This is a genomic window from Kitasatospora sp. GAS204B, from assembly GCF_029892155.1.
In the GTDB taxonomy this organism is placed as follows: domain Bacteria; phylum Actinomycetota; class Actinomycetes; order Streptomycetales; family Streptomycetaceae; genus Kitasatospora.
In genome coordinates this window covers 459,624-479,081 of record NZ_JARZAG010000002.1, presented here as the reverse complement: position 1 = coordinate 479,081, position 19,458 = coordinate 459,624, and the positions used below count along the sequence as shown (strand labels likewise).

Annotated in this window: 19 protein-coding genes; 12 read left to right on the top strand and 7 right to left on the bottom strand. The window is 71.8% G+C overall.

Annotated elements, in window-relative coordinates; all coding sequences use genetic code 11:
* Positions 1-37: 37 nt before the first annotated feature.
* On the top strand, positions 38-412 hold the full coding sequence (locus P3T41_RS04755) for a hypothetical protein (RefSeq protein WP_280687901.1): 375 nt from the start codon (positions 38-40) through the stop codon (positions 410-412).
* Between the two features lie 37 nt (positions 413-449).
* Here P3T41_RS04755 and P3T41_RS04750 read toward each other — a convergent pair whose 3' ends face one another.
* From P3T41_RS04750 to P3T41_RS04740, 3 genes are all read right to left on the bottom strand, one after another.
* Positions 450-1,385 carry a hypothetical protein gene (locus P3T41_RS04750; protein WP_280687899.1) on the bottom strand — a complete coding sequence of 312 codons (936 nt, stop codon included), beginning with the start codon at positions 1,383-1,385 and terminating at the stop codon, positions 450-452.
* Positions 1,386-1,693: 308 nt separating this feature from the next.
* On the bottom strand, positions 1,694-2,914 hold the full coding sequence (locus P3T41_RS04745) for an acetyl-CoA C-acetyltransferase (protein ID WP_280687897.1): 1,221 nt from the start codon (positions 2,912-2,914) through the stop codon (positions 1,694-1,696).
* 48 nt (positions 2,915-2,962) lie between these two features.
* Positions 2,963-4,024 carry an SGNH/GDSL hydrolase family protein gene (locus P3T41_RS04740; RefSeq protein WP_280687896.1) on the bottom strand — a complete coding sequence of 354 codons (1,062 nt, stop codon included), beginning with the start codon at positions 4,022-4,024 and terminating at the stop codon, positions 2,963-2,965.
* A gap of 224 nt (positions 4,025-4,248) precedes the next feature.
* On the opposite strand from P3T41_RS04740, the gene P3T41_RS04735 reads away from it, so the two are divergent.
* From P3T41_RS04735 to P3T41_RS04720, 4 genes are all read left to right on the top strand, one after another.
* Positions 4,249-5,649: a cystathionine beta-synthase gene (locus P3T41_RS04735; RefSeq protein ID WP_280687894.1), complete on the top strand. Its 1,401-nt coding sequence runs from the start codon at positions 4,249-4,251 to the stop codon at positions 5,647-5,649.
* 531 nt (positions 5,650-6,180) lie between these two features.
* Entirely contained in the window at positions 6,181-6,513 is a 333-nt protein-coding gene (locus tag P3T41_RS04730) for a hypothetical protein (RefSeq protein WP_280687893.1), read from the top strand.
* 167 nt (positions 6,514-6,680) lie between these two features.
* Complete coding sequence (locus P3T41_RS04725; protein ID WP_280687891.1) at positions 6,681-7,907, top strand: Ig-like domain-containing protein; 1,227 nt, start codon at positions 6,681-6,683, stop codon at positions 7,905-7,907.
* Positions 7,908-7,959: 52 nt separating this feature from the next.
* On the top strand, positions 7,960-8,925 hold the full coding sequence (locus tag P3T41_RS04720) for a MerR family transcriptional regulator (protein WP_280687889.1): 966 nt from the start codon (positions 7,960-7,962) through the stop codon (positions 8,923-8,925).
* A gap of 98 nt (positions 8,926-9,023) precedes the next feature.
* On the opposite strand, the gene msrA is transcribed toward P3T41_RS04720, so the two are convergent.
* Positions 9,024-9,689, bottom strand: coding sequence for a peptide-methionine (S)-S-oxide reductase MsrA (msrA, locus tag P3T41_RS04715; protein ID WP_280687887.1), 666 nt, complete (start codon positions 9,687-9,689; stop codon positions 9,024-9,026).
* A gap of 57 nt (positions 9,690-9,746) precedes the next feature.
* On the opposite strand from msrA, the gene P3T41_RS04710 reads away from it, so the two are divergent.
* From P3T41_RS04710 to P3T41_RS04695, 4 genes are all read left to right on the top strand, one after another.
* Entirely contained in the window at positions 9,747-10,901 is a 1,155-nt protein-coding gene (locus P3T41_RS04710; RefSeq protein WP_280687885.1) for a cystathionine gamma-synthase, read from the top strand.
* 56 nt (positions 10,902-10,957) lie between these two features.
* Positions 10,958-12,169, top strand: a complete 1,212-nt coding sequence (gene ilvA, locus P3T41_RS04705) for a threonine ammonia-lyase (protein ID WP_280687883.1) — start codon at positions 10,958-10,960, stop codon at positions 12,167-12,169.
* A gap of 99 nt (positions 12,170-12,268) precedes the next feature.
* Positions 12,269-13,240, top strand: coding sequence for an ATP-binding cassette domain-containing protein (locus P3T41_RS04700; protein WP_280687881.1), 972 nt, complete (start codon positions 12,269-12,271; stop codon positions 13,238-13,240).
* Between the two features lies 1 nt (position 13,241).
* The gene (locus tag P3T41_RS04695; protein WP_280687880.1) at positions 13,242-14,105 is read left to right on the top strand and encodes an ABC transporter permease; all 864 of its coding nucleotides are present in this window, start codon (positions 13,242-13,244) and stop codon (positions 14,103-14,105) included.
* An 88-nt stretch (positions 14,106-14,193) separates the two neighbouring features.
* Here the strand turns inward: P3T41_RS04695 and greA are convergent, their stop codons facing one another.
* On the bottom strand, positions 14,194-14,691 hold the full coding sequence (greA, locus tag P3T41_RS04690) for a transcription elongation factor GreA (RefSeq protein WP_280687879.1): 498 nt from the start codon (positions 14,689-14,691) through the stop codon (positions 14,194-14,196).
* Positions 14,692-14,958: 267 nt separating this feature from the next.
* Positions 14,959-15,378 (bottom strand): DUF4307 domain-containing protein, encoded by a 420-nt coding sequence (locus P3T41_RS04685; protein ID WP_280687878.1) that lies wholly within the window; start codon positions 15,376-15,378, stop codon positions 14,959-14,961.
* A 138-nt stretch (positions 15,379-15,516) separates the two neighbouring features.
* Here P3T41_RS04685 and mca point away from each other — a divergent pair, with 138 nt between their 5' ends.
* On the top strand, positions 15,517-16,413 hold the full coding sequence (gene mca, locus P3T41_RS04680; RefSeq protein ID WP_280687877.1) for a mycothiol conjugate amidase Mca: 897 nt from the start codon (positions 15,517-15,519) through the stop codon (positions 16,411-16,413).
* A gap of 85 nt (positions 16,414-16,498) precedes the next feature.
* Positions 16,499-16,690 (top strand): hypothetical protein, encoded by a 192-nt coding sequence (locus P3T41_RS04675; protein WP_280687876.1) that lies wholly within the window; start codon positions 16,499-16,501, stop codon positions 16,688-16,690.
* Between the two features lie 7 nt (positions 16,691-16,697).
* Here P3T41_RS04675 and P3T41_RS04670 read toward each other — a convergent pair whose 3' ends face one another.
* On the bottom strand, positions 16,698-17,438 hold the full coding sequence (locus tag P3T41_RS04670) for an NAD(P)H-binding protein (protein ID WP_280687875.1): 741 nt from the start codon (positions 17,436-17,438) through the stop codon (positions 16,698-16,700).
* A 265-nt stretch (positions 17,439-17,703) separates the two neighbouring features.
* Between P3T41_RS04670 and P3T41_RS04665 the strand changes: the two genes are divergently transcribed.
* The gene (locus P3T41_RS04665; RefSeq protein ID WP_280688052.1) at positions 17,704-19,440 is read left to right on the top strand and encodes an LCP family protein; all 1,737 of its coding nucleotides are present in this window, start codon (positions 17,704-17,706) and stop codon (positions 19,438-19,440) included.
* Positions 19,441-19,458 lie beyond the last annotated feature (18 nt).

The window sequence follows — 19,458 nt, the reverse complement described above, 5'->3', positions numbered from 1 at the left end:
GCCGGAGCGGCCGTCGGCGGGGCACTAGGCTCGCGGCATGGGTGAAGACGGGCTGCACGGGCCGGACGGCCTGGACGAGTTGGTGACGGTGCTGGACCAGCTGGCGGACCGTTTCCGCGCGATGCCGCAGAGCTACCTGCTCGGCAAGGTCGCGGGCCACCCCTCGCGGGCGACGGCGGGGCTGGCGCTGGCCCGGCAACTCGCGCACTGGGCGCAGCTGGTCGAGGAGGGCGAGGGCGCGGGCGCGCGGCCGCGCGAGATCCCGGACGCCGGGGTCTTCGCGGTCGGCGATCAGCTCTCGGTGGCCGGCCACGACCTGGTCACCGCGCTGGCACAGACGCCGACCGCCGCGCCCGGACTCCTGGCGGAGGCGGTCGCGGCGGTGCGGACGACGATGAAGGCGACGCTCTGACGGATGGTCAGCAGGCGGTCCATCCGGAGCCGGGCTGTCAGATGCTGGCCACCACGCGGTCGGCCAGGACGTAGACCGTCTCCTCGTCGGTCGAGAAGGTCAGCGAGTACGAGCCGGAGAAGCGCGAGCCGCCGAGCAGCCGGACGTCCTCGCCGGCCCGGACCGCGTCGATCAGGCGGTAGGCGGCCTCGCGGTCGCCGGGGGCCACGCAGAGCGTGGTGCCGTCGGCGAAGGCGTACACGTCCAGGGTGCCCAGCGGGCCCGGGCGCACGTCGGTGAGCCCGATCCGCTCCTCGGCGAGCGTGGTCAGCCGGGTGTCGGTCCACTCGCGGGACGGGGCCTGGCTGGGCACGAAGTCCGGGTGCGAGGGGTGCCGGCGCGGGTCGGGCGCGGGCGCCGGGGTGGCAGCGGCGGTCGGATCGGGGTCGAGCAGTCCGGCGTCGAGTCCGGTGGCCAGCAGGTCCGCCTCGCGGGCCGCCCGGGCCTCGTGGGCCTCGCCGCCCGGCGCACCACCGCCCACCGGGCCCGGCAGCGGGCCGCTGTCGCCGATCATGTCCTCCAGCGCCGAGCGCAGGGCCTCGCCGAACGAGGGGTCCATGGTGCCGGCGTTGTCCACGGCCTCCTCCGGGCCGGTCGGGCGGGGGAAGAAGACCGGCCAGCTCTCCACCGGGCCCAGACCGCCCAGCCCGGCCAGCGGCTCCCCGGCGGCGTCCCCGAACGGGGCGTCCAGCAGCGGGTCGTCCTCGGCCGCCCGGGCCTCCTGCTCGGCCCAGAATGCCCGGGCCTCGCTGATCTCCCGCTCGCGGTCGGCCGCCAGCGCCTCGGTGACGGCACGGCGTATCGCGTCCTCGTCCACCGCGCCCGACCCGGCGGGTCGGTCGGCGGCCAGCTTGCGCAGGGCGCGCACCTGGAGCAGCACGGCAGTGCAGACGGAGATCAGGACCAGCAGCAGGGCGACGTACACAGCGCTCACGGAACGTACTCCTCGCGCGGAGTGGAACAGGGGAACGGTTCCACACTGCCGTATGGGTGGGTGGTGCTGCAGTGGAAGATGTCCGAAATGTCAGTGACGTTCGTCATTGTCCAAAAATCTCTGGGGTGCCCTGGTGTACGCTGCGCGGTTGGGCGACTTCGCTGCGTTGAAATCGGGGGGCCTGGAGACGAGTTGAGGGCCGGATCGCACCTCGTGGTGTGATCCGGCCCTCAATTACCGTCAGTGACGCCAAACGGGTGGCGCCGCTTGGTACGGCCTCGGGTTAAGTCCTCGGCGCAGCCCAGGCCTCAGCTCAGTCGCTCGATCACCATCGCCATGCCCTGCCCCCCACCCACGCACATGGTCTCCAGGCCGAACTGCTTGTCGTGCCACTGCAGGGAGTTGATCAGCGTGGTGGTGATCCGGGCGCCGGTCATGCCGAAGGGGTGGCCGACCGCGATCGCGCCGCCGTTCACGTTCAGCTTGTCCAGGTCGATGCCCAAGTCCCGGTAGGAGGGGATCACCTGGGCCGCGAAGGCCTCGTTGATCTCCACCAGGTCGATGTCGTCGATGGTCAGCCCGGCCCGCTTCAGCGCCTGGCGGGAGGCCTCGACCGGGCCGTACCCCATGATCTCGGGGGAGAGCGCCGAGACGCCGGTGGAGACCACCCGGGCCAGCGGCGTGATGCCCAGCTCGCGCGCCTTGGTGTCGGACATGACGACCAGCGCGGCGGCGCCGTCGTTCAGCGGGCAGCAGTTGCCGGCCGTGACCGTGCCGTCGGGGCGGAAGACCGGCTTGAGGCCCTGCACGCCCTCCAGCGTGACGCCCGCGCGCGGGCCGTCGTCGGCCGAGACCACGGTGCCGTCCGGCGTGGTGACCGGGGTGATCTCGCGCTGCCAGAAGCCGGCCTTGATCGCGGCCTCGGCCAGGTTCTGCGAGCGCACGCCGAACTCGTCCTGGTCGGCGCGGGTGATGCCCTTGAGCGCGGCCAGGTTCTCGGCGGTCTGGCCCATCGCGATGTAGGCGTCCGGCAGCAGGCCGTCCTCGCGCGGGTCGTGCCACTGGCCGCCACCCTCCGCGGCGCGCTTGGCGGTGCGGGCGACGGCCTCGTCGAAGAGCGGGTTCTGGGTGTTCGGCATCCCGTCCGAGCTGCCGTTGATCGAGCGCGAGACGGTCTCCACGCCGGCCGAGATGAAGATGTCGCCCTCGCCCGCCTTGATCGCGTGCAGCGCCATCCGCGTGGTCTGCAGCGAGGAGGAGCAGTAGCGGGTGATGGTGGTGCCGGGCAGGTAGTCCATGCCCATCTGGACCGCGATGATCCGGGCCAGGTTGTGGCCCTGCTCGCCGCCGGGCAGACCGCAGCCGAGCATCAGGTCGTCGATCTGGCGCGGGTCCAGCTCGGGGACCTTGGCCAGCGCGGCGGCGATGATCTGGGCGGTGAGGTCGTCCGGCCGGACGTCCTTGAGCGAGCCCTTGAAGGCGCGGCCGATCGGCGAACGGGCGGCGCTGACGATGACGGCTTCGGGCATGACGGCTCCCTGGTGTGTGTCCGGCTGCTACGGAGAGGAAAGTTACTCTCAAGTAGCGCGTACGTCATCCGTGCCCGGCTGTGAGCTGGCCGACTCGCCGGACAGCGGCTGCGCGCCCTCCGGCAGGCCGAACCGCAGCCGGTGCTTGACCAGCGCCCAGCGCTTGCCGCCGGCGCCGGTCGCGGTGGCGGCCACCTCGGTGCCCGACTGCCCGGCCGCGGTCGCCGCGGCCACCGCCACCGGCAGCACCGCCTCGCGCCGGGCCGGCGGCTCCTGCTCGGCCGCCTCGGGCCACAGCCCCAGGGTGGCGCAGAGCGAGGGCAGCACGGCCATCGCGGCGGTGGCGTAACCCTGGGCGGAGGGGTGGAACCGGTCGGAGGCGAACATCTCGGGTCTGGCCGCGAACTCCGGCCCGAGCAGCGAGCCGAGCGAGACGGTCCGCCCACCGGCTTCCACCACCGCGATGGTCTGCGCCGCCGCCAGTTGCCGGCTGACCCGCCGGGCCAGCCAGCGCAGCGGCGGCCGCACCGGCTTGATGGTGCCCAGATCCGGGCAGGTGCCGACCACCACCTCGCAGCCGAGGGTGCGCAGATCCCGGACCGCCTCGCCGAGTTGTCGCACGGCCTGGGCGGCCGGGGTGTGCCGGGTGACGTCGTTGGCGCCGATGATGATCACCGCGACCTGCGGCCGGTGCACCAGTGCGAGCCGCACCTGGCGTGCCAGGTCGTCCGAACGCGCGCCCGAGGCCGCCACGTTGACCAGCCGCACCCGCTGCTCGGCGACCGCCGCCAGCCCGGTGGCGAGCAGCGCGCCCGGGGTCTCCCGGCTGCGCCGCACCCCCAGGCCCACCGCCGTGGAGTCGCCCAGGAAGGCCAGCACCAGCGGCTCCTGCCGCTCGGCGCTGTGGTCGGCCAGCCCCTCCCCGTAGACGCCGTCGGCCTTCGGCGGATCGCCCTCCAGCAGGCCGACCGCGCGCACCGCGAGCCGGCTCTCGGTGAACAGCACTCCGGCCAGTCCGGCCCCCAGCAGGCCGAGCCCGCCGCCGCCGTACGCCGCCGCGGTGGCGATCCGTCGGGCGACCCGCGCCCTCGAATGCTGCGCCCCAGGCATCCGGCTACCCCCTTCGCATCCGTCCGGTCACCCGCGGTACGCGGTGCCGGTCCTCTCTTAACGCGCGGCTCGCCGCTGGTGGGTACTTCACCCTTCTTACAGCGCGTGGACCCATCGCCTCCATACCCTTTGACACCTTCGCGCTATCGGGCGGCATCGGCCATCTGGAGCCATAGGCTTGAGGCACCGAAGAACTGCCAAGGCCAACGACCGGGAGGACCCCCGTGCGGTACCACAATTCGATCATCGAGCTGGTCGGAAACACCCCTCTGGTGAAGCTCACCAAGGTTACCGAGGGCATCTCCGCGACCGTGCTGGCGAAGGTCGAGTACTTCAATCCGGGTGGCTCGGTCAAGGACCGCATCGCGATGCGCATGATCGAGGCGGCGGAGGCCTCCGGCGCGCTCAAGCCCGGCGGCACCATCGTCGAGCCGACCAGCGGCAACACCGGGGTGGGCCTGGCGATCGTGGCCCAGCAGAAGGGCTACAAGTGCATCTTCGTCTGCCCGGACAAGGTGTCCACTGACAAGATCAACACGCTCCGGGCCTACGGCGCCGAGGTGGTGGTCTGCCCGACCGCGGTGGCCCCCGAGCACCCCGACTCGTACTACAACGTCTCCGACCGCCTGGTCCGCGAGACCCCCAACGCCTGGAAGCCGGACCAGTACTCCAACGCGGAGAACCCGGCCTCGCACTACCACTCCACCGGTCCCGAGCTGTGGGAGCAGACCGCCGGCAAGATCACCCACTTCGTCGCGGGCGTCGGCACCGGCGGCACCATCTCCGGCACCGGTCGCTACCTGAAGGACGCCTCGGGCGGCGCGGTCCAGGTGATCGGCGCCGACCCTGAGGGCTCGGTCTACTCCGGCGGCACCGGGCGCCCGTACCTGGTCGAGGGTGTCGGCGAGGACTTCTGGCCGACCGCCTACGACCGCACGGTGGCCGACGAGATCGTGGCGGTCTCCGACAAGGACTCCTTCCAGATGACCCGTCGCCTGGCCAAGGAGGAGGGCCTGCTGGTCGGCGGCTCCTGCGGGATGGCCGTGGTGGCCGCGCTGGAGGTCGCCAAGCGGCTGGGCCCGGACGACGTGGTCGTGGTGCTGCTGCCGGACGGCGGCCGCGGCTACCTGTCGAAGATCTTCAACGACGACTGGATGGCCGACTACGGCTTCCTGCCCACCGCCGAGGACGAGGCGCACATCGGCGAGGTGCTGGCCCGCAAGGACGCCATCGAGCACGAGGGCATCCCGCAGTTCGTCCACATGCACCCGGGCGAGACGGTCGGCGAGGCCGTGCAGGTGCTGCGCGACTTCGGCGTCTCGCAGATGCCGGTGGTCTCGCCGGGTGCTGGGCACCCGGACATCATGGCCGGCGAGGTGATCGGCTCGGTGGCCGAGCGCGACCTGCTGGCGGCGCTGTTCAGCGGTGGTGCGCAGCTGAGCGACCGGTTGGAGCAGCACATGTCGGCGCCGCTGCCGGTGGTCGGCTCGGGCGAGTCGGTGACCGGCCTGATGAGCGTGCTGGAGGCGAACGACGCGGCCGTGGTGCTGGTGGAGGGCAAGCCGCAGGGCATCGTGACCCGCCAGGACCTGCTCGCCTTCATGGCAGGGCGCTCCACGCACTGACGCACCGATGTATTGACGCACCGATGTATTGACGCACCGTCAGCCGAGCCGAGCCGAGGCGCGGTTTACCTGATGGTTCGTTGGCGATCGCGGTTGGTACACCCGCGACATCTGGACGCAGCAACCGGTTAACACCCGTGCGGCACTGTAGTGAGCACGGCAAGACGCCGAACGTGACGGCGGCGGCGACCGGGAGCGGCTCCCCGATCGCCGTGCCGTCGGACACACGGACCGGTCCTGACCCGGTGCACTGTGTCTCCCTCCCGACCCGTCCGCGGGTCGGAGGGGCTCCACGTGGGAGCCGTCGTCGTCCCGCCCCTGCTTCTGCCGCGTCTCGGTGGGGAGGCAGGGTGTGGCGGCTCCCACGGCACCTCGCGCCCTCGGTGGCGCGGCTCCGCGGCTCCCGGGTGGGGGAGCTGGGCGGGGCACCGGCAGGGCCGGTCCCGGGTTTCCCGGGGCCGGCCCTCGTCGTTCTTCCGCTGTCCGCGCCCTCATTGGGTTCCGGACCCGGTTCTCGCCTACGCTCGCCCCATGACCAGCACCGAAGGCACCAGCATCGAAGACACCGACGCCCCTCGCTACGTCCGGCTCAGCATCGAGCTGATCGCCGAGATCACCGACGAGGGCGCCCTCAAGGCCGCCGCGCTCGCCCAGGTCGAGGCCGACGAGTACCTCGACGACGAGGAGCGCGCCCAGTCCGTCGAGGCGATCGAGGTGGACCCGTCGGGTTCGCTCGCCCACTTCATCGACCCGGTCGCGCTGCTCGGCGACGTTCCCGGGATCGAACTGACCCAGGCCACCTGGGAGTCCGCGCAGACCGCGTTCGACCCGGAGGACGACAGCTACGAGTTCGAGGTCGAGTAGCCCACCGTCGCTTCCCGCATACCGCCCGCCGCTTGCCGGTTGGGCGGTATGTCCATTTTTGGCGCACTCTCGGGTCATCTCATACGATCTGATCCTCTTCGGGGGAACCGGTTCGCCCTGAAATGAGTCGTTAGATCCGAATTGGCCATCAGGGTAGGGAGACGGACGTGACGGCGAGCGACGGGACCTGGAGTCGACGCGGGGTGCTGGCCGGGCTGCTCGGGGCGCCGGTGATGCTGGTCGCGGCCTGCAACAGCAAGGGCAAGGTCGGGGGCACGGTGGGTGGGACCGGCGCGTCGGCCGGACCCACCGTGGGTGGCTCGGCGGCGCGGATCACCGTCTCGCCCGCCGACGGCACCGCCGACGCCCCGTTCACCGCCCCCGTCACCGTCACGGTCACCGACGGCACCCTCGGCCAGGTCACCGTCACCGACGCCGCGGGCGGGCGAATAGCCGGGCAGCTCGCGCCCGACGCGCGGAGCTGGACCAGCACCGCGCCGCTGAGCAGCGGCACCAAGTACAGCGTGGCGGCCGCCGCCACGGACGCGCGCAAGCTCGCGGCGGACAGCACCGCCTCGTTCAGCACCGCGAAGCCCGCCAGCACCTTCGCCGGCTCCTTCACCCCGGAGAACGGCGCCACCGTCGGCGTCGGCATGCCGATCTCGATCACCTTCAACAAGCCGGTGACCAACCGCAAGGCCGTCCAGCAGGCGATCACCGTGGCCGCCGACCCCGGCGTGCCGGTGGTCGGCCACTGGTACTCCAGCACCCGGCTCGACTTCCGCCCGCAGCAGTACTGGGCGAAGGGCACCAAGGTGACGCTCAAGCTGCGGCTCAAGGACGTCGAGGGCGCGAAGGGCGTGTTCGGCACCCAGTCCAAGGAGGTGGCCTTCACCGTCGGGCGGGCCCAGACCTCGGTCGTCGACCTCGCGGCCGGCACGCTCACGGTGACCACCGACGGCCGGGTCGGCGCCGTCTACCAGGTGATCGGCGGTGCTCCGGAACACCGCACCTGGGCCGGGAAGATGGTCATCTCGGAGCGTTTCGAGGCGACCAGGATGGACAGCGCCACGGTCGGCCTCGGCGACGAGTACGACATCCCCGACGTCCCGCACGCCCAGCGCCTGACCGCCTCCGGCACCTTCATCCACGGCAACTACTGGTCGCCCGCCTCGGCCTACGGCCACGCCAACCTCAGCCACGGCTGCATCGCGCTGCGCGACGTCAAGGGCGCCGGGAACCCGGGCACCGACGGCGCGAGGTTCTACGCCTCCTCGCTCGTCGGTGACGTGGTGGAGGTGGTCAACTCCGGTGACCGGACGGTGGATCCGGCCAACGGCCTGAGCGACTGGAACCTCTCCTGGGCCGACTGGACGGCCGGCAGCGCGGTGTGACGCCGCGATTAGTCTTGAGTCTCCAGTGACGGGAGACCCCAAGGTGGTGGCCATGGACGACGACACCCTGCGCACCATCGGTGAGCTGGCCCGGTTGACCGGTCTGCCGGTCAAGACCATCCGGTTCTGGTCCGATGTGGGCGTGGTGCCGCCGACCGACCGAACCCCCGCCGGCTACCGGCTCTACGGATCCGACGCGCTCGCGCGCCTGGACCTGGTGCGCACGCTGCGCGACCTCGGCGTCGACCTCACCACCATCCAGCGCCTGCTGGCCCGTGAGGTGACCGTCCCCGAGGTCGCCCACGCGCACGCCGAGGCGCTGGACGTGCAGATCCGCACGCTGCGGTTGCGCCGGTCCGTGCTGCGCGCGGTGGCCCGGCGGGGGGCCACACCGGAGGAGATGGAACTGATGCACAAGCTCGCCAAGCTCACCGATCAGGAGCGCCGCCGCCTGATCAACGACTTCATCGACGAGGCCTTCGAGGGGATCGAGGTGGGGCCCGAGTTCATGGCCAAGATGCGCGCCGCGATGCCCGAGCTGCCCGACGACCCGACGCCCGAGCAGACCGACGCCTGGATCGAGTTGGCCGAACTCGTCCAGGACCCGGGCTTCCGGGCCGGGGTCCGCAAGGCCGCCGAGTACCAGGCCAGGGACACGGCGACCGGGGCCGCCGACGACGTCGCGGCCAACCGGGCACTGGTGGACCTGGTGGTGGCCAGGGCCGGTGCCGCGCTGGACTCCGGGATCGCCCCCGGCGCCCCGATGGCCGTCCCGGTGCTCGCCGAACTGGCCGGCGCCTTCGCCGACTTCTTCGGACGCACCGATGACCCGGAGTTCCGGGCCTGGCTGCTGGACCGGATGGAGAACGGCAACGACCCGCGCTACGAGCGGTACTGGCAGCTGATCGCCACCATCAACGGCTGGCCGGTCAGCATCAGCCTGGGCCCGGCCTTCGGCTGGCTGACCGAGGCGTTGCGGGCCGAGATGCTGCGAGCCGACGTGCTGCGGGCCGGCTGACCCGCAGGCCGACCGCCGGCGCCGGCCCGCCCCGAGACGTCGGGGTGGGCCGTGGCCGCTGCGCGGGAGATCCCGCAGCAGCTCGTCCGTGCGTCGGCTCAGCCGTCGGTCCTGGCCACCCCGATCGGGCAGCTCGCCCCGGTGCCGCCCAGGCCGCAGTAGCCGCCCGGGTTCTTGGCGTCGGAGAGGTACTGCTGGTGGTAGGGCTCGGCGGGGTAGAACGGGCCGGCGGGGGCTATCTCGGTGGTGATCGGGCCCAGGCCGATCGCGGTGAGGGCGGGCTGGAAGGCGGTGGCGGAGGACTCGGCGATGGTCTGCTGGGTCGGGGAGTGGGTGTAGACGGCGGAGCGGTACTGGGTGCCGACGTCGTTGCCCTGGCGGTTGCCCTGGGTCGGGTCGTGCCCCTCCCAGAAGGTCTTCAGCAGCGTCTCGTAGGAGATCAGCGCCGGGTCGTAGACGACGCGGACGGCCTCGGTGTGCCCGGTCTGCCCGCTGCACACCTCCTCGTACGTCGGGTTGGGGGTGTGACCGCCCTGGTAGCCGACCAGGGTGGTCCAGACGCCGGGCAGGCGCCAGAACATCCGCTCGGCGCCCCAGAAGCAGCCGAGGCCGAAGTCCGCGACCTCAAGACCGGCCGGGTAGGGCCCGGTCAGTGGGTGGCCGAGCACGGTGTGCGGCTCGGCCAGGGTGAAGGCGGGCGCCGGGCGGCCTGGCAGGGCCTGATCGGCGGTGACGAGCGCGGTCTTGTGGCGGTTGAACAGCATGTCTGGTGAACGCGCGGCGGCCGCCGGGGATTCCTGGCTGGCACTACGCTCGGCTGCATGACCGATCATCAGCACCCTCAGGGCTTCGAGACCCTTGCCATCCACGCGGGTCAGGAAGCGGACCCCCGTACCGGGGCGGTCGTCCCTCCCATCTACCAGGTGTCCACCTACAAGCAGGACGGCGTGGGCGGCCTGCGCGGCGGCTACGAGTACAGCCGGTCGGCGAACCCGACCCGCACCGCGCTCGAGGAGTGCCTGGCGGCACTGGAGGGCGGGCAGCGCGGGCTGGCCTTCGCCTCCGGGCTGGCCGCCGAGGACACCCTGCTGCGCACGATCCTGGCGCCCGGTGACCACATCGTGATCCCCAACGACGCCTACGGCGGCACCTTCCGGCTCTTCCACAAGGTGCTGACCCGGTGGGGCGTGCAGTACGACGTCGCCGACACCCAGCACCCCGAGAAGGTCCGCGCGGCGCTCAAGCCGAACACCAAGGCGGTCTGGGTGGAGACGCCCAGCAACCCGATGCTCGGCATCACCGACATCGCCGCCGTCGCGCAGATCGCGCACCAGGCGGGCGCGCTGCTGGTGGTGGACAACACCTTCGCCAGCCCGTACCTGCAGCAGCCGCTGGCGCTCGGCGCGGACGTGGTGGTGCACTCCACCACCAAGTACATGGGCGGACACTCGGACGTGGTGGGCGGCTCGCTGGTCGCGGCGGACGCTGGTCTCGGCGACGAACTCGCCTACCACCAGAACGCGATGGGCGCGGTGGCCGGCCCGTTCGACTCCTGGCTGGTGCTGCGCGGGATCAAGACGCTGGGCGTGCGGATGGACCGGCACACCGCCAACGCCGAGCAGATCGTGGCGCTGCTGGCCCGGCACCCCAGGGTCACCCAGATCTACTACCCGGGCCTGGCCTCGCACCCCAACCACGAGGTGGCCGCCAAGCAGATGAAGGCCTTCGGCGGCATGGTCTCGTTCCGGGTCGAGGGCGGCGAGCAGGCGGCCGTCGAGGTCTGCAACCGGGCCAAGCTGTTCACGCTCGGTGAGTCGCTGGGCGGCGTGGAGTCGCTGATCGAGCACCCGGGCCGGATGACGCACGCCTCGGTGGCCGGTTCGCTGCTGGAGGTCCCGGCCGACCTGGTGCGGGTGTCGGTCGGCATCGAGTCCGCCGACGATCTGGTCGCCGACCTGGCCCAGGCACTGAACTGAGTCCAGCAGCTGGTCAATACCGCGTAGGGCGCCGGTCGGCGCCCTACGCTGGCCCCATGCAGAGCTGGCCGATCACCGTGGACGACGTGCGCGGTGCGCAGAAGATGCTCGCCGGGGTCGCCCGGGTCACCCCGATGGAGAGCAGTCGCCACCTCTCCGCGCTGATCGGCTCGCCGGTCCACCTCAAGTGCGAGAACCTGCAGCGCACCGGCTCGTTCAAGCTGCGCGGCGCCTACGTGCGGATCGCCGGCCTCTCCCCGGTGCAGCGGGCCGGCGGAGTGGTGGCGGCCAGCGCGGGCAACCACGCGCAGGGGGTGGCGCTGGCGGCCTCGCTGCTCGGCGTGCGCTCGACGGTCTTCATGCCGCGCGCCGCCCCGCTGCCCAAGGTGGCCGCGACCCGCGAGTACGGCGCCGAGGTACGGCTGCACGGCGCCACCGTGGACGAGGCGCTGGAGGCCGCGCAGCGCTACGCGGAGGCGAGCGGGGCGGTCTTCATCCACCCGTTCGACCACGTGGACATCGTCACCGGCCAGGCCACCGTGGGCCTGGAGATCCTGGAGCAGTGCCCGGAGGTGCGCACCATCCTGGTCGGAGTGGGCGGCGGCGGGCTGCTCGCCGGGATCGCGGTGGCGGTCAAGCCGCTGCGTCCGGACGTCCGGGTGATCGGCGTGCAGGCGGCCGGCGCGGCGGCCTACCCGCCCTCGCTGGCCGCCGGCCGCCCGGTGACGCTGCCCTCGTTCCACACCATGGCCGACGGGATCATGGTCGGCCGGCCCGGCGACATCCCGTTCGAGCTGGTCAGCACCCTGGCGGACGGGGTCCGCACGGTCAGCGAGGAGTCGCTGTCGCGGGCCCTGCTGCTCGGCCTGGAGCGGCTCAAGCTGGTGGTCGAGCCGGCCGGCGCCAGCCCGATCGCGGCCCTGATCGAACACCCCGAGGCCTTCGAGGGCCCGGTGGTCGCGGTGCTCTCCGGCGGCAACATCGACCCGCAGTTGATGCAGCGGGTGCTGCGGCACGGCCTGGCGGCGGCCGGGCGCTACCTGTCGCTGCGGGTGCGGCTGACCGACCGCCCGGGCGCGCTGGCCAACCTGCTGGGCGTGCTCTCCGAGGTGGACGCCAACGTGCTGGACGTCGCGCACGTGCGCACCGACCCGACGCTCGGGCTCTCGGAGGTCGAGGTGGACCTGCACCTGGAGACCAAGGGACCCGAGCACTGCCTGGCGGTGGTCGGGGAGTTGGGCGGCGCGGGGTACGTCGTCTCGCGCTGATGCGCCCGGTGTTCATGATATTCCGGTGGCCCGGCGGGGTCGGGCGCGGAAGAGTGGACCTGTACTGTGCCCGCGACCGTGAGGAGATGGGACAGGCCCATGCCGCCAGCCATCCAAGCCGAGAACCTGGTCAAGACCTTCGGCGACGTACGGGCCCTGGACGGGGTGAGCCTGGACGTGCCGGAGGGGACGGTGCTCGGGCTGCTCGGCCCCAACGGGGCGGGCAAGACCACCACCGTCAAGGTGCTGACCACGCTGCTGCGCCCCGACTCGGGCCGGGCCACGGTGGCCGGGGTGGACGTGCTCAAGCACCCCAACCAGGTGCGCAGTCTGATCGGCCTGTCCGGCCAGTACGCGGCGGTGGACGAGTACCTGACGGGCCGTGAGAATCTCCAGATGGTCGGCGAGCTCTACCAGATGAGCGCGCGGGACGCCAAGGCCCGGGCGCTGGAGCTGCTGGAGTGGTTCAGCCTCACCGAGGCCGCCGACCGCACCGCCAAGACCTACTCCGGCGGCATGCGCAGGCGCCTCGACCTGGCGGCCGCGCTGGTGGTCCGCCCGCCGGTGATGTTCCTGGACGAGCCGACCACCGGCCTCGACCCGCGCAACCGCCTCGCGCTCTGGGAGGTGATCGAGACCCTGGTCGAGCAGGGCACCACGCTCCTGCTCACCACCCAGTACCTGGAGGAGGCCGACCGCCTGGCGCACGACATCGCCGTGGTCGACCACGGCAAGGTGATCGCCCGCGGCACCGCCGACCAGCTCAAGGCGCAGATCGGCGGCGAGCGGGTGGCGGTGGTGGTGCACGAGGCCGAGCTGATCGCCACCGCCGTGGAAGCGCTGAAGAGTTACGCGGTGGGCGAGCCCAGCGTGGAGAAGAACACCCGCCGGATCACCATGCCGGTCAGCGGCGGTGCCAAGGTGCTCGCCGACGTGATCCGCGAGCTGGACTCGCGGGACATCGAGATCGACGACATCGGACTGCGCCGGCCCACCCTGGACGACGTCTTCCTGTCGCTCACCGGGCACGCCACCTTGGCCGAGAACGGCGAGTCGGGCGAGGAGGCCTGAGATGACCGTGAACACCGCCACCGAGCACGCGATCGGCGGAGCCGTCCCGCGTCAGCGGCGCGGCCTCGCCGCGATGATGCACGACTCCTGGGTGGTCGCCCGGCGCAACCTGCGCCGGATGTCCCGGATCCCCGAGATCGTGGTCTTCGGGCTGATGCAGCCGGTGATGTTCGTCCTGCTCTTCTCGTACGTGATGGGCGGGGCGATCAGGATCCCGGGCGCCGGGTCCAGCTCGTCGATCTACATCCAGTTCCTGATGGCCGGCATCTTCGCGCAGACCGTCACCTTCGCGGTGGCGGGCGCCTCGGCCGGCATCGCGGAGGACATGACCAAGGGCCTGGTCGACCGGTTCCGCTCGCTGCCGATGACCCGCTCGGCGGTGCTGGTCGGGCGCACCCTGGCCGACCTGTGCCAGACCGCCTTCACGCTGCTGGTGCTCGCGCTGGTGGCGTTCGCGGTCGGCTGGCGGATCCACAAGGGCGTCGCGGAGGCACTGGCCGCCTTCGCGTTGCTCCTGCTGCTCGGCTACGCGTTCTCCTGGATCGGCGCGCTGATCGGGCTCTCGGTGCGCAGCCCGGAGGCGGCCACCTCGGCGGGGCTGATCTGGCTCTTCCCGCTGACGTTCATCTCCAACGCTTTCGTGCCGGTCAGCAGCATGCCGGGCTGGCTGCAGCCGATCGCCTACTGGAACCCGTTCAGCGCGACCGTGCAGGCCTGCCGGGACCTGTTCGGCAACCAGATCGGGCCGGTGGCCGACGCCTGGCCGATGCAGCACGCGATCGGGGTGTCGATCGTCTCCTCGCTGCTGGTGATGGCGGTCTTCTCCTGGCTGTCGGTGCGCAAGTACCGCTCCGCGGTGGGATAGGCCCGCCCCCCGATCCGCCCGGATACGGCAGAGCGCCCCGGACCGCCTCACGGTCCGGGGCGCTCGCACGTTCGCGGCGCGGCTCGGGTCAGCCGACGTACGGCTTGACCTCGAGGATCTTCACGCCGGCCTTCTTGCCGTTGGGCAGCTCGTACTCGGCGCTGTCGCCGATCCGCTTGCCGTCGATGGCGCGGCCGAGCGGCGACTGCGGCGAGTAGACGTCCAGGTCGTCGCCGGCGACCTCGCGCGAGCCGAGCAGGAAGGCCATGGTGTCGTCCGGGTCGCCGTCGAAGGCCACGGTCACGACCATGCCGGGGGCGACCACGCCGGAGTCCTCGGGAGCCTCGCCCACCTTGGCCCGCTCCAGGAGCTGGGTGAGCTGGCGGATCCGCAGCTCCATCTTGCCCTGCTCCTCGCGGGCGGCGTGGTAACCGGCGTTCTCCTTGAGGTCACCCTCTTCGCGCGCGGCCTCGATCTTCTGCGTGATCTCGGCGCGCATGGGACCGGTCAGCTGGTGCAGCTCGTCCCTGAGCTTGTCGTAGCCGGACTGAGTGAGCCAGGTCACGTTCTCGCTGGTCTGGGTCACGGGTGCTCCTCGTCGGTGCTGGGAGGTGCTGAGGGTATTCGTCAGCAGTGGTACTGGTGCTCTCTACAAAGCAACGCCCACGTCCGAGCCGTGCGGCACGGAAGGGGCGAAACCACGAGCCTAACAATCTCCGGCCCCAGGTGGGAGTCCTGTAGTGGCGCGTTAACGGTCCGTTTGCGACCCCGGCGGCTCCGGACCGCCCGCCGGGCGGCCCGGCCAGGCCGCTGCGGGCTCCGCCGGACCTGCGGAAAGGCCCACCCGCACGGGTTACTTCGCGGGCGTACAGCCCATCAGCTCGGCGGTGGTGCCGCGCGCGGTGGTGCGGATGGTGACCGACTGCACGAAGGAGGTGCCCTGCTTGGGGACCGGCACGTCGAGCTGGCCGACCACCGAGCCGTCCGCGGCCTGCGAGCGGATCGTGCAGGTGCCGCCGGTGCCGGAGTCCTTGAGGACCGACAGCTCGGCCTGCACCTGGCTGTCGGAGACGATGTCGAAGGTCGGCACCGCTCCGTTGAGCTTGCTCGCGGTGACGATGTACGAGCTGCCGAGCCAGGCCACCAGGGCCACCAGCAGAACGGCCAGTGCGATGCCGATCACCTTGAGCGTGCGGTCCGCCTGCTGGTCGCTGCGCCGGCCGTAGCGTCCCTGGGGGAGCGGCCCTGGGGAGGTGCTGCTGGTGGCGGTCATGGCAGGTTCGGTCCCTTCGGTGGCGGCCGCTGGTGGGCGCATCGATTCGCGTACCGAGCGCGGGGAATGTGCCGGGCGTCCAGTCCGTCACTATAGGGGGACAAGCTGAGCCCGGACATTCCCGGAAGGAACCAGGCGTTGACTGAGCAGTTGCGGCTGATGGCGGTGCACGCGCACCCGGACGACGAGTCCAGCAAGGGTGCGGCCACCATGGCCATGTATGTCGCCCAGGGCGTTGAGGTGCTGGTGGCCACCTGCACCGGCGGGGAGCGCGGCTCTGTGCTCAACCCGAAGCTCCAGGGCGATCCGTACGTCGAGGAGAACATTCACGAGGTCCGGCGCAAGGAGATGGACGCGGCCCGGGAGATCCTGGGGGTCGAGCAGGCCTGGCTGGGCTTCGTCGACTCCGGGCTGCCCGAGGGCGACCCGCTCCCGCCGCTGCCCGAGGGCTGCTTCGCGCTGCAGGACGAGAAGGCGGCGGCCGAGCCGCTGGTGCGCCTGATCCGCGAGTTCAAGCCGCAGGTGATCACCACCTACGACGAGAACGGCGGCTACCCGCACCCCGACCACATCATGACCCACAAGATCACCATGCTGGCCTTCGACGCCGCCGGTGACCCGGACGCCTACCCCGAGGCCGGTGAGCCCTGGCAGCCGCTGAAGCTCTACTACAACCACGGTTTCCCGATGGGCCGGATCCGCGCCCTGCACGCCTACCTCACCGAGAACGGGCACGAGTCGCCCTACGGCGAGTGGATCGCCGGCTGGGAGAAGAGCGGCCGGGCGGAGCGCGAGATCACCACCCGGGTGCACTGCGCGGACTGGTTCGAGACCCGGGACCGGGCGCTGCTGGCGCACGCCACCCAGATCGATCCGGACGGCCCGTGGTTCCGGGTCCCGCTCTCGGTGCAGCGGGAGGTCTGGCCGACCGAGGACTACGAGCTGGCCCGCTCGCTGGTCGACACCGACCTGCCGGAGGACGACCTGTTCGCCGGTCTGCGCGCGGCCACCCTGGCCGGGGGCGCGGCGCAGTAGCCCGACACCGCTGGTGGGGCGGGTCGTTCGCGACACGCCCCACCCCGGTGGTCCGGGCGCCGGGCAGCCGGGTCACCATGGAGCCATGAGTACCTCCGTGAACCTCGCGCACGCCGCCACCGAGCTGGCCTACGACCCGAACTCGGTCACCCCCGGCCTGCTCGGTTTCGTCGTCTTCTGCGGCCTCGGCGTGGCCACCTGGTTCCTGCTGAAGTCGATGAATGGCCGGTTCAAGCGGATCGACTTCGTCGAGGACCCGGAGAGCCCCAAGGAGTAGCGGGCTTTCAGCCCCGCTGCTCGGCCAGCCACTGGTCGAAGGTCTGGGTACCGCGCGGCCCGGGGCCGGTGGGCAGCAGGCTGCCGCTCGCCATCGGCCGCCCGGCGGCGCCCGGCATCCGCAGCGGCAGGACCAGGCAGCGCCGCCCCCTGGCCCTGGCCAGTCGGCGGACCGCGTCGACCATCTGCTCCTCGCGCGGCCCGGCCAGCTCCGCCGCCATGCCCTGCGGCGGCCCGTCCACCAGCGCCGCCAGCGCCGCGGCCACCTCACGGACCGCGATCGGCTGGCTGAGCATCCGCGGTGCGACGGCCAGCGGTCCGGGCGCGGCCAGGAACCGTTCGGCGAACTCGTGGAACTGGGTGGTCCGCAGCACCGTCCACGGCACCTCGCCGGCCCGCACCAGCTCCTCCTGGCGCCGCTTGCCCGCGTAGTAGCCGAGGTCGACCCGGTCGATCCCGACGATCGACAGCGCCACGTGGTGCCGCACCCCCGCGCGCCGTTCCGCCGCCAGCAGGTGGCGCCCGGCGGATTCGAAGAAGGCCGTCGCGCCCGCCCGTCGCACGGTCTTGCGGTCGGTGACGTCGATCACGGTCTCGACGCCGTCCAGCGCCTGCTCGATCCCGGTGCCCGCGACCAGGTCGACCCCGCGCGAGCGGGCCAGCACCACCGGCTCGTGCCCGGCCGCCGCCAGCGCGGTGACCAGGTGTCGCCCCGTCAGACCCGTACCGCCCGCTACCGCTACTCGCATCGGTCCACCGCTTCCGTTCCCTGTGATCACTGCTTGCGGTGAAGGGACAAGGCGGCGGCCCGGGTTGTGACACGGCGCCGCCCGGCTGCCACGGGCGCCACCGCCCCTGCCGGTCGGCCGGCAGGAGTGGTCGCATAGCGTGTTCCTCCTCAGTTCGGCTTCAAAGGGTGGACAGCTATGCTGCGCGCCGGGGAACCGAGGCGCGACACGCCGACGTCCCGATAGTCACGACCAGGCACGAACGAAGGCGGCGGACGTGAGCGAGATGCAGGTGGACACCCCCGGTCCCGGGCCCCGTCGTCGTGCCCGCGGTGCCCAGCCCCCGGCTCCGGCGGCCGGCGGCCGGGCGGCGGCGCGCAAGAGCAAGAAGAAGCCCAAGCGCAGAGGCCTGCGGATCCTGGCCTACACCACGGCCGGTCTGGTGCTGGTGACCGCCGGGACCTTCGGCTACATATACGAGACGCTGAACGGCAACATCAAGCACTCGGCGCTCTTCGCCGGCACCTCGGGTGACGCGGGCCACGAGAAGCCCGACGCCTTCGGCCGCACGCCGATCAACATCATGGTGATCGGCTCCGACACCCGCGCCACCGCCGCCGACTGCGCGATCGGCGGCGACTGCGCGAACGGCGGGGCCGGTGCCAACGCCGACGTGGAGATGGTGCTGCACGTCTCGGCGGACCGCAGCAACGCGACCGTGATGAGCATCCCGCGCGACACCATGGCGCAGCTGCCCGGCTGCACGGACACCCAGAACCACACCTCGATGAAGCCGCACCGCGACATCATCAACAGCAGCCTGTCCTACGGCCCGGGTTGCACGGTGGCGGCAGTCCACCAGCTGACCGGTATACCCATCGACCACTTCATGATGGTCGACTTCTCCGGCGTGGTGCAGATGTCGGACGCGATCGGCGGCGTGCCGGTCTGCGTCGACAACAACGTCTACGACCCGTACTCACACCTGAAGTTGAAGAAGGGCAACCACACCCTGCAGGGGATGGCGGCCCTGCAGTTCGTCCGGACCCGGCACGGCTTCGGCGACGGCAGCGACCTGGGCCGCACGGTGGCCCAGCACATGTTCCTCAGCTCGATGGTCCGCCAGCTGAAGAGCGCGGGGACGCTGACCAACCCCGCCGCGGTGCTCTCGCTGGCCAACGCCGCCACCAAGGCGCTGACCGTCGACGACGGTCTGAGCGGCATCACCAACCTGGTGGGCCTGGCCGACGACCTGAACAAGGTGCCGGCGAACCGCATCACCATGACGACGATGCAGAACGACCCCGACACCGTCAAGGGCGAGGACGGTCGGGTGGTGGTCGACCCGGCGGCGAAGAACCTCTTCAGCGCGATCATCAACGACCAGTCGCTGACCGCCGGTGACGGCTCCAAGTCCTCGGCCGCCGCGCAGGCCACCTCGACGGTCGACCCCAACGCACCGTCCTCCTCCGCTCCGGCCGCTCCCGCCAGCCCGGCCGCCCCGGCCGCGGGCGCCGGCGCGCCGAAGAGCGAGATCGCGGTGCACGTGAAGAACGGCAGCGGGGTGACCGGGCGGGCCAGCGACCTGGCCGACGCCCTGAAGACGGCCGGCTACAGCTCGCTCACCGCCGGCACCACCCTGGTCGGCAACGCCGACACCAGCGAGGTCACCTACACCGCGGGCCGGGAGGCCGACGCCCAGGAGGTGGCGGCCTCGGTCGGGCTGCCCGCCACGGCGGTCAAGCCGGGCACGGGCCCCGGGATCACCCTGGTGATCGGCAAGGACTGGACCAGCGGCACCACCTTCGGTTCGGCCCCCGCCTCGGGCGCCGGCACCGCCGCGCAGGCGCCGCCGCCGGTCAACACGCAGGCGGCGCTGAGCAATGCCAACGGGCAGACCGCGGATGACTCCACCAAGTGCGGCCAGGTCAGCACCCAGGACACGGTGGCGATCAACGGCGTCGGGATGAACCCGACCAAGGCCTACGACAAGAGCCCCGGCGTGCCGGACTCCGCGCCCTGATCGGCGTGCCGGACTCCG

What these genes read in the sequence shown, in the direction of transcription:
- P3T41_RS04755 (WP_280687901.1), top strand. Translation starts at nt 38, where the DNA reads ATGGGTGAAGACGGGCTGCACGGGCCGGACGGCCTGGACGAGTTGGTG.
- P3T41_RS04745 (WP_280687897.1), bottom strand. Translation starts at nt 2,914, where the DNA reads ATGCCCGAAGCCGTCATCGTCAGCGCCGCCCGTTCGCCGATCGGCCGC.
- P3T41_RS04740 (WP_280687896.1), bottom strand. Translation starts at nt 4,024, where the DNA reads ATGCCTGGGGCGCAGCATTCGAGGGCGCGGGTCGCCCGACGGATCGCC.
- P3T41_RS04730 (WP_280687893.1), top strand. Translation starts at nt 6,181, where the DNA reads ATGACCAGCACCGAAGGCACCAGCATCGAAGACACCGACGCCCCTCGC.
- P3T41_RS04720 (WP_280687889.1), top strand. Translation starts at nt 7,960, where the DNA reads ATGGACGACGACACCCTGCGCACCATCGGTGAGCTGGCCCGGTTGACC.
- msrA (WP_280687887.1), bottom strand. Translation starts at nt 9,689, where the DNA reads ATGCTGTTCAACCGCCACAAGACCGCGCTCGTCACCGCCGATCAGGCC.
- P3T41_RS04710 (WP_280687885.1), top strand. Translation starts at nt 9,747, where the DNA reads ATGACCGATCATCAGCACCCTCAGGGCTTCGAGACCCTTGCCATCCAC.
- ilvA (WP_280687883.1), top strand. Translation starts at nt 10,958, where the DNA reads ATGCAGAGCTGGCCGATCACCGTGGACGACGTGCGCGGTGCGCAGAAG.
- P3T41_RS04700 (WP_280687881.1), top strand. Translation starts at nt 12,269, where the DNA reads ATGCCGCCAGCCATCCAAGCCGAGAACCTGGTCAAGACCTTCGGCGAC.
- P3T41_RS04695 (WP_280687880.1), top strand. Translation starts at nt 13,242, where the DNA reads ATGACCGTGAACACCGCCACCGAGCACGCGATCGGCGGAGCCGTCCCG.
- P3T41_RS04685 (WP_280687878.1), bottom strand. Translation starts at nt 15,378, where the DNA reads ATGACCGCCACCAGCAGCACCTCCCCAGGGCCGCTCCCCCAGGGACGC.
- P3T41_RS04675 (WP_280687876.1), top strand. Translation starts at nt 16,499, where the DNA reads ATGAGTACCTCCGTGAACCTCGCGCACGCCGCCACCGAGCTGGCCTAC.
- P3T41_RS04670 (WP_280687875.1), bottom strand. Translation starts at nt 17,438, where the DNA reads ATGCGAGTAGCGGTAGCGGGCGGTACGGGTCTGACGGGGCGACACCTG.
- P3T41_RS04665 (WP_280688052.1), top strand. Translation starts at nt 17,704, where the DNA reads ATGCAGGTGGACACCCCCGGTCCCGGGCCCCGTCGTCGTGCCCGCGGT.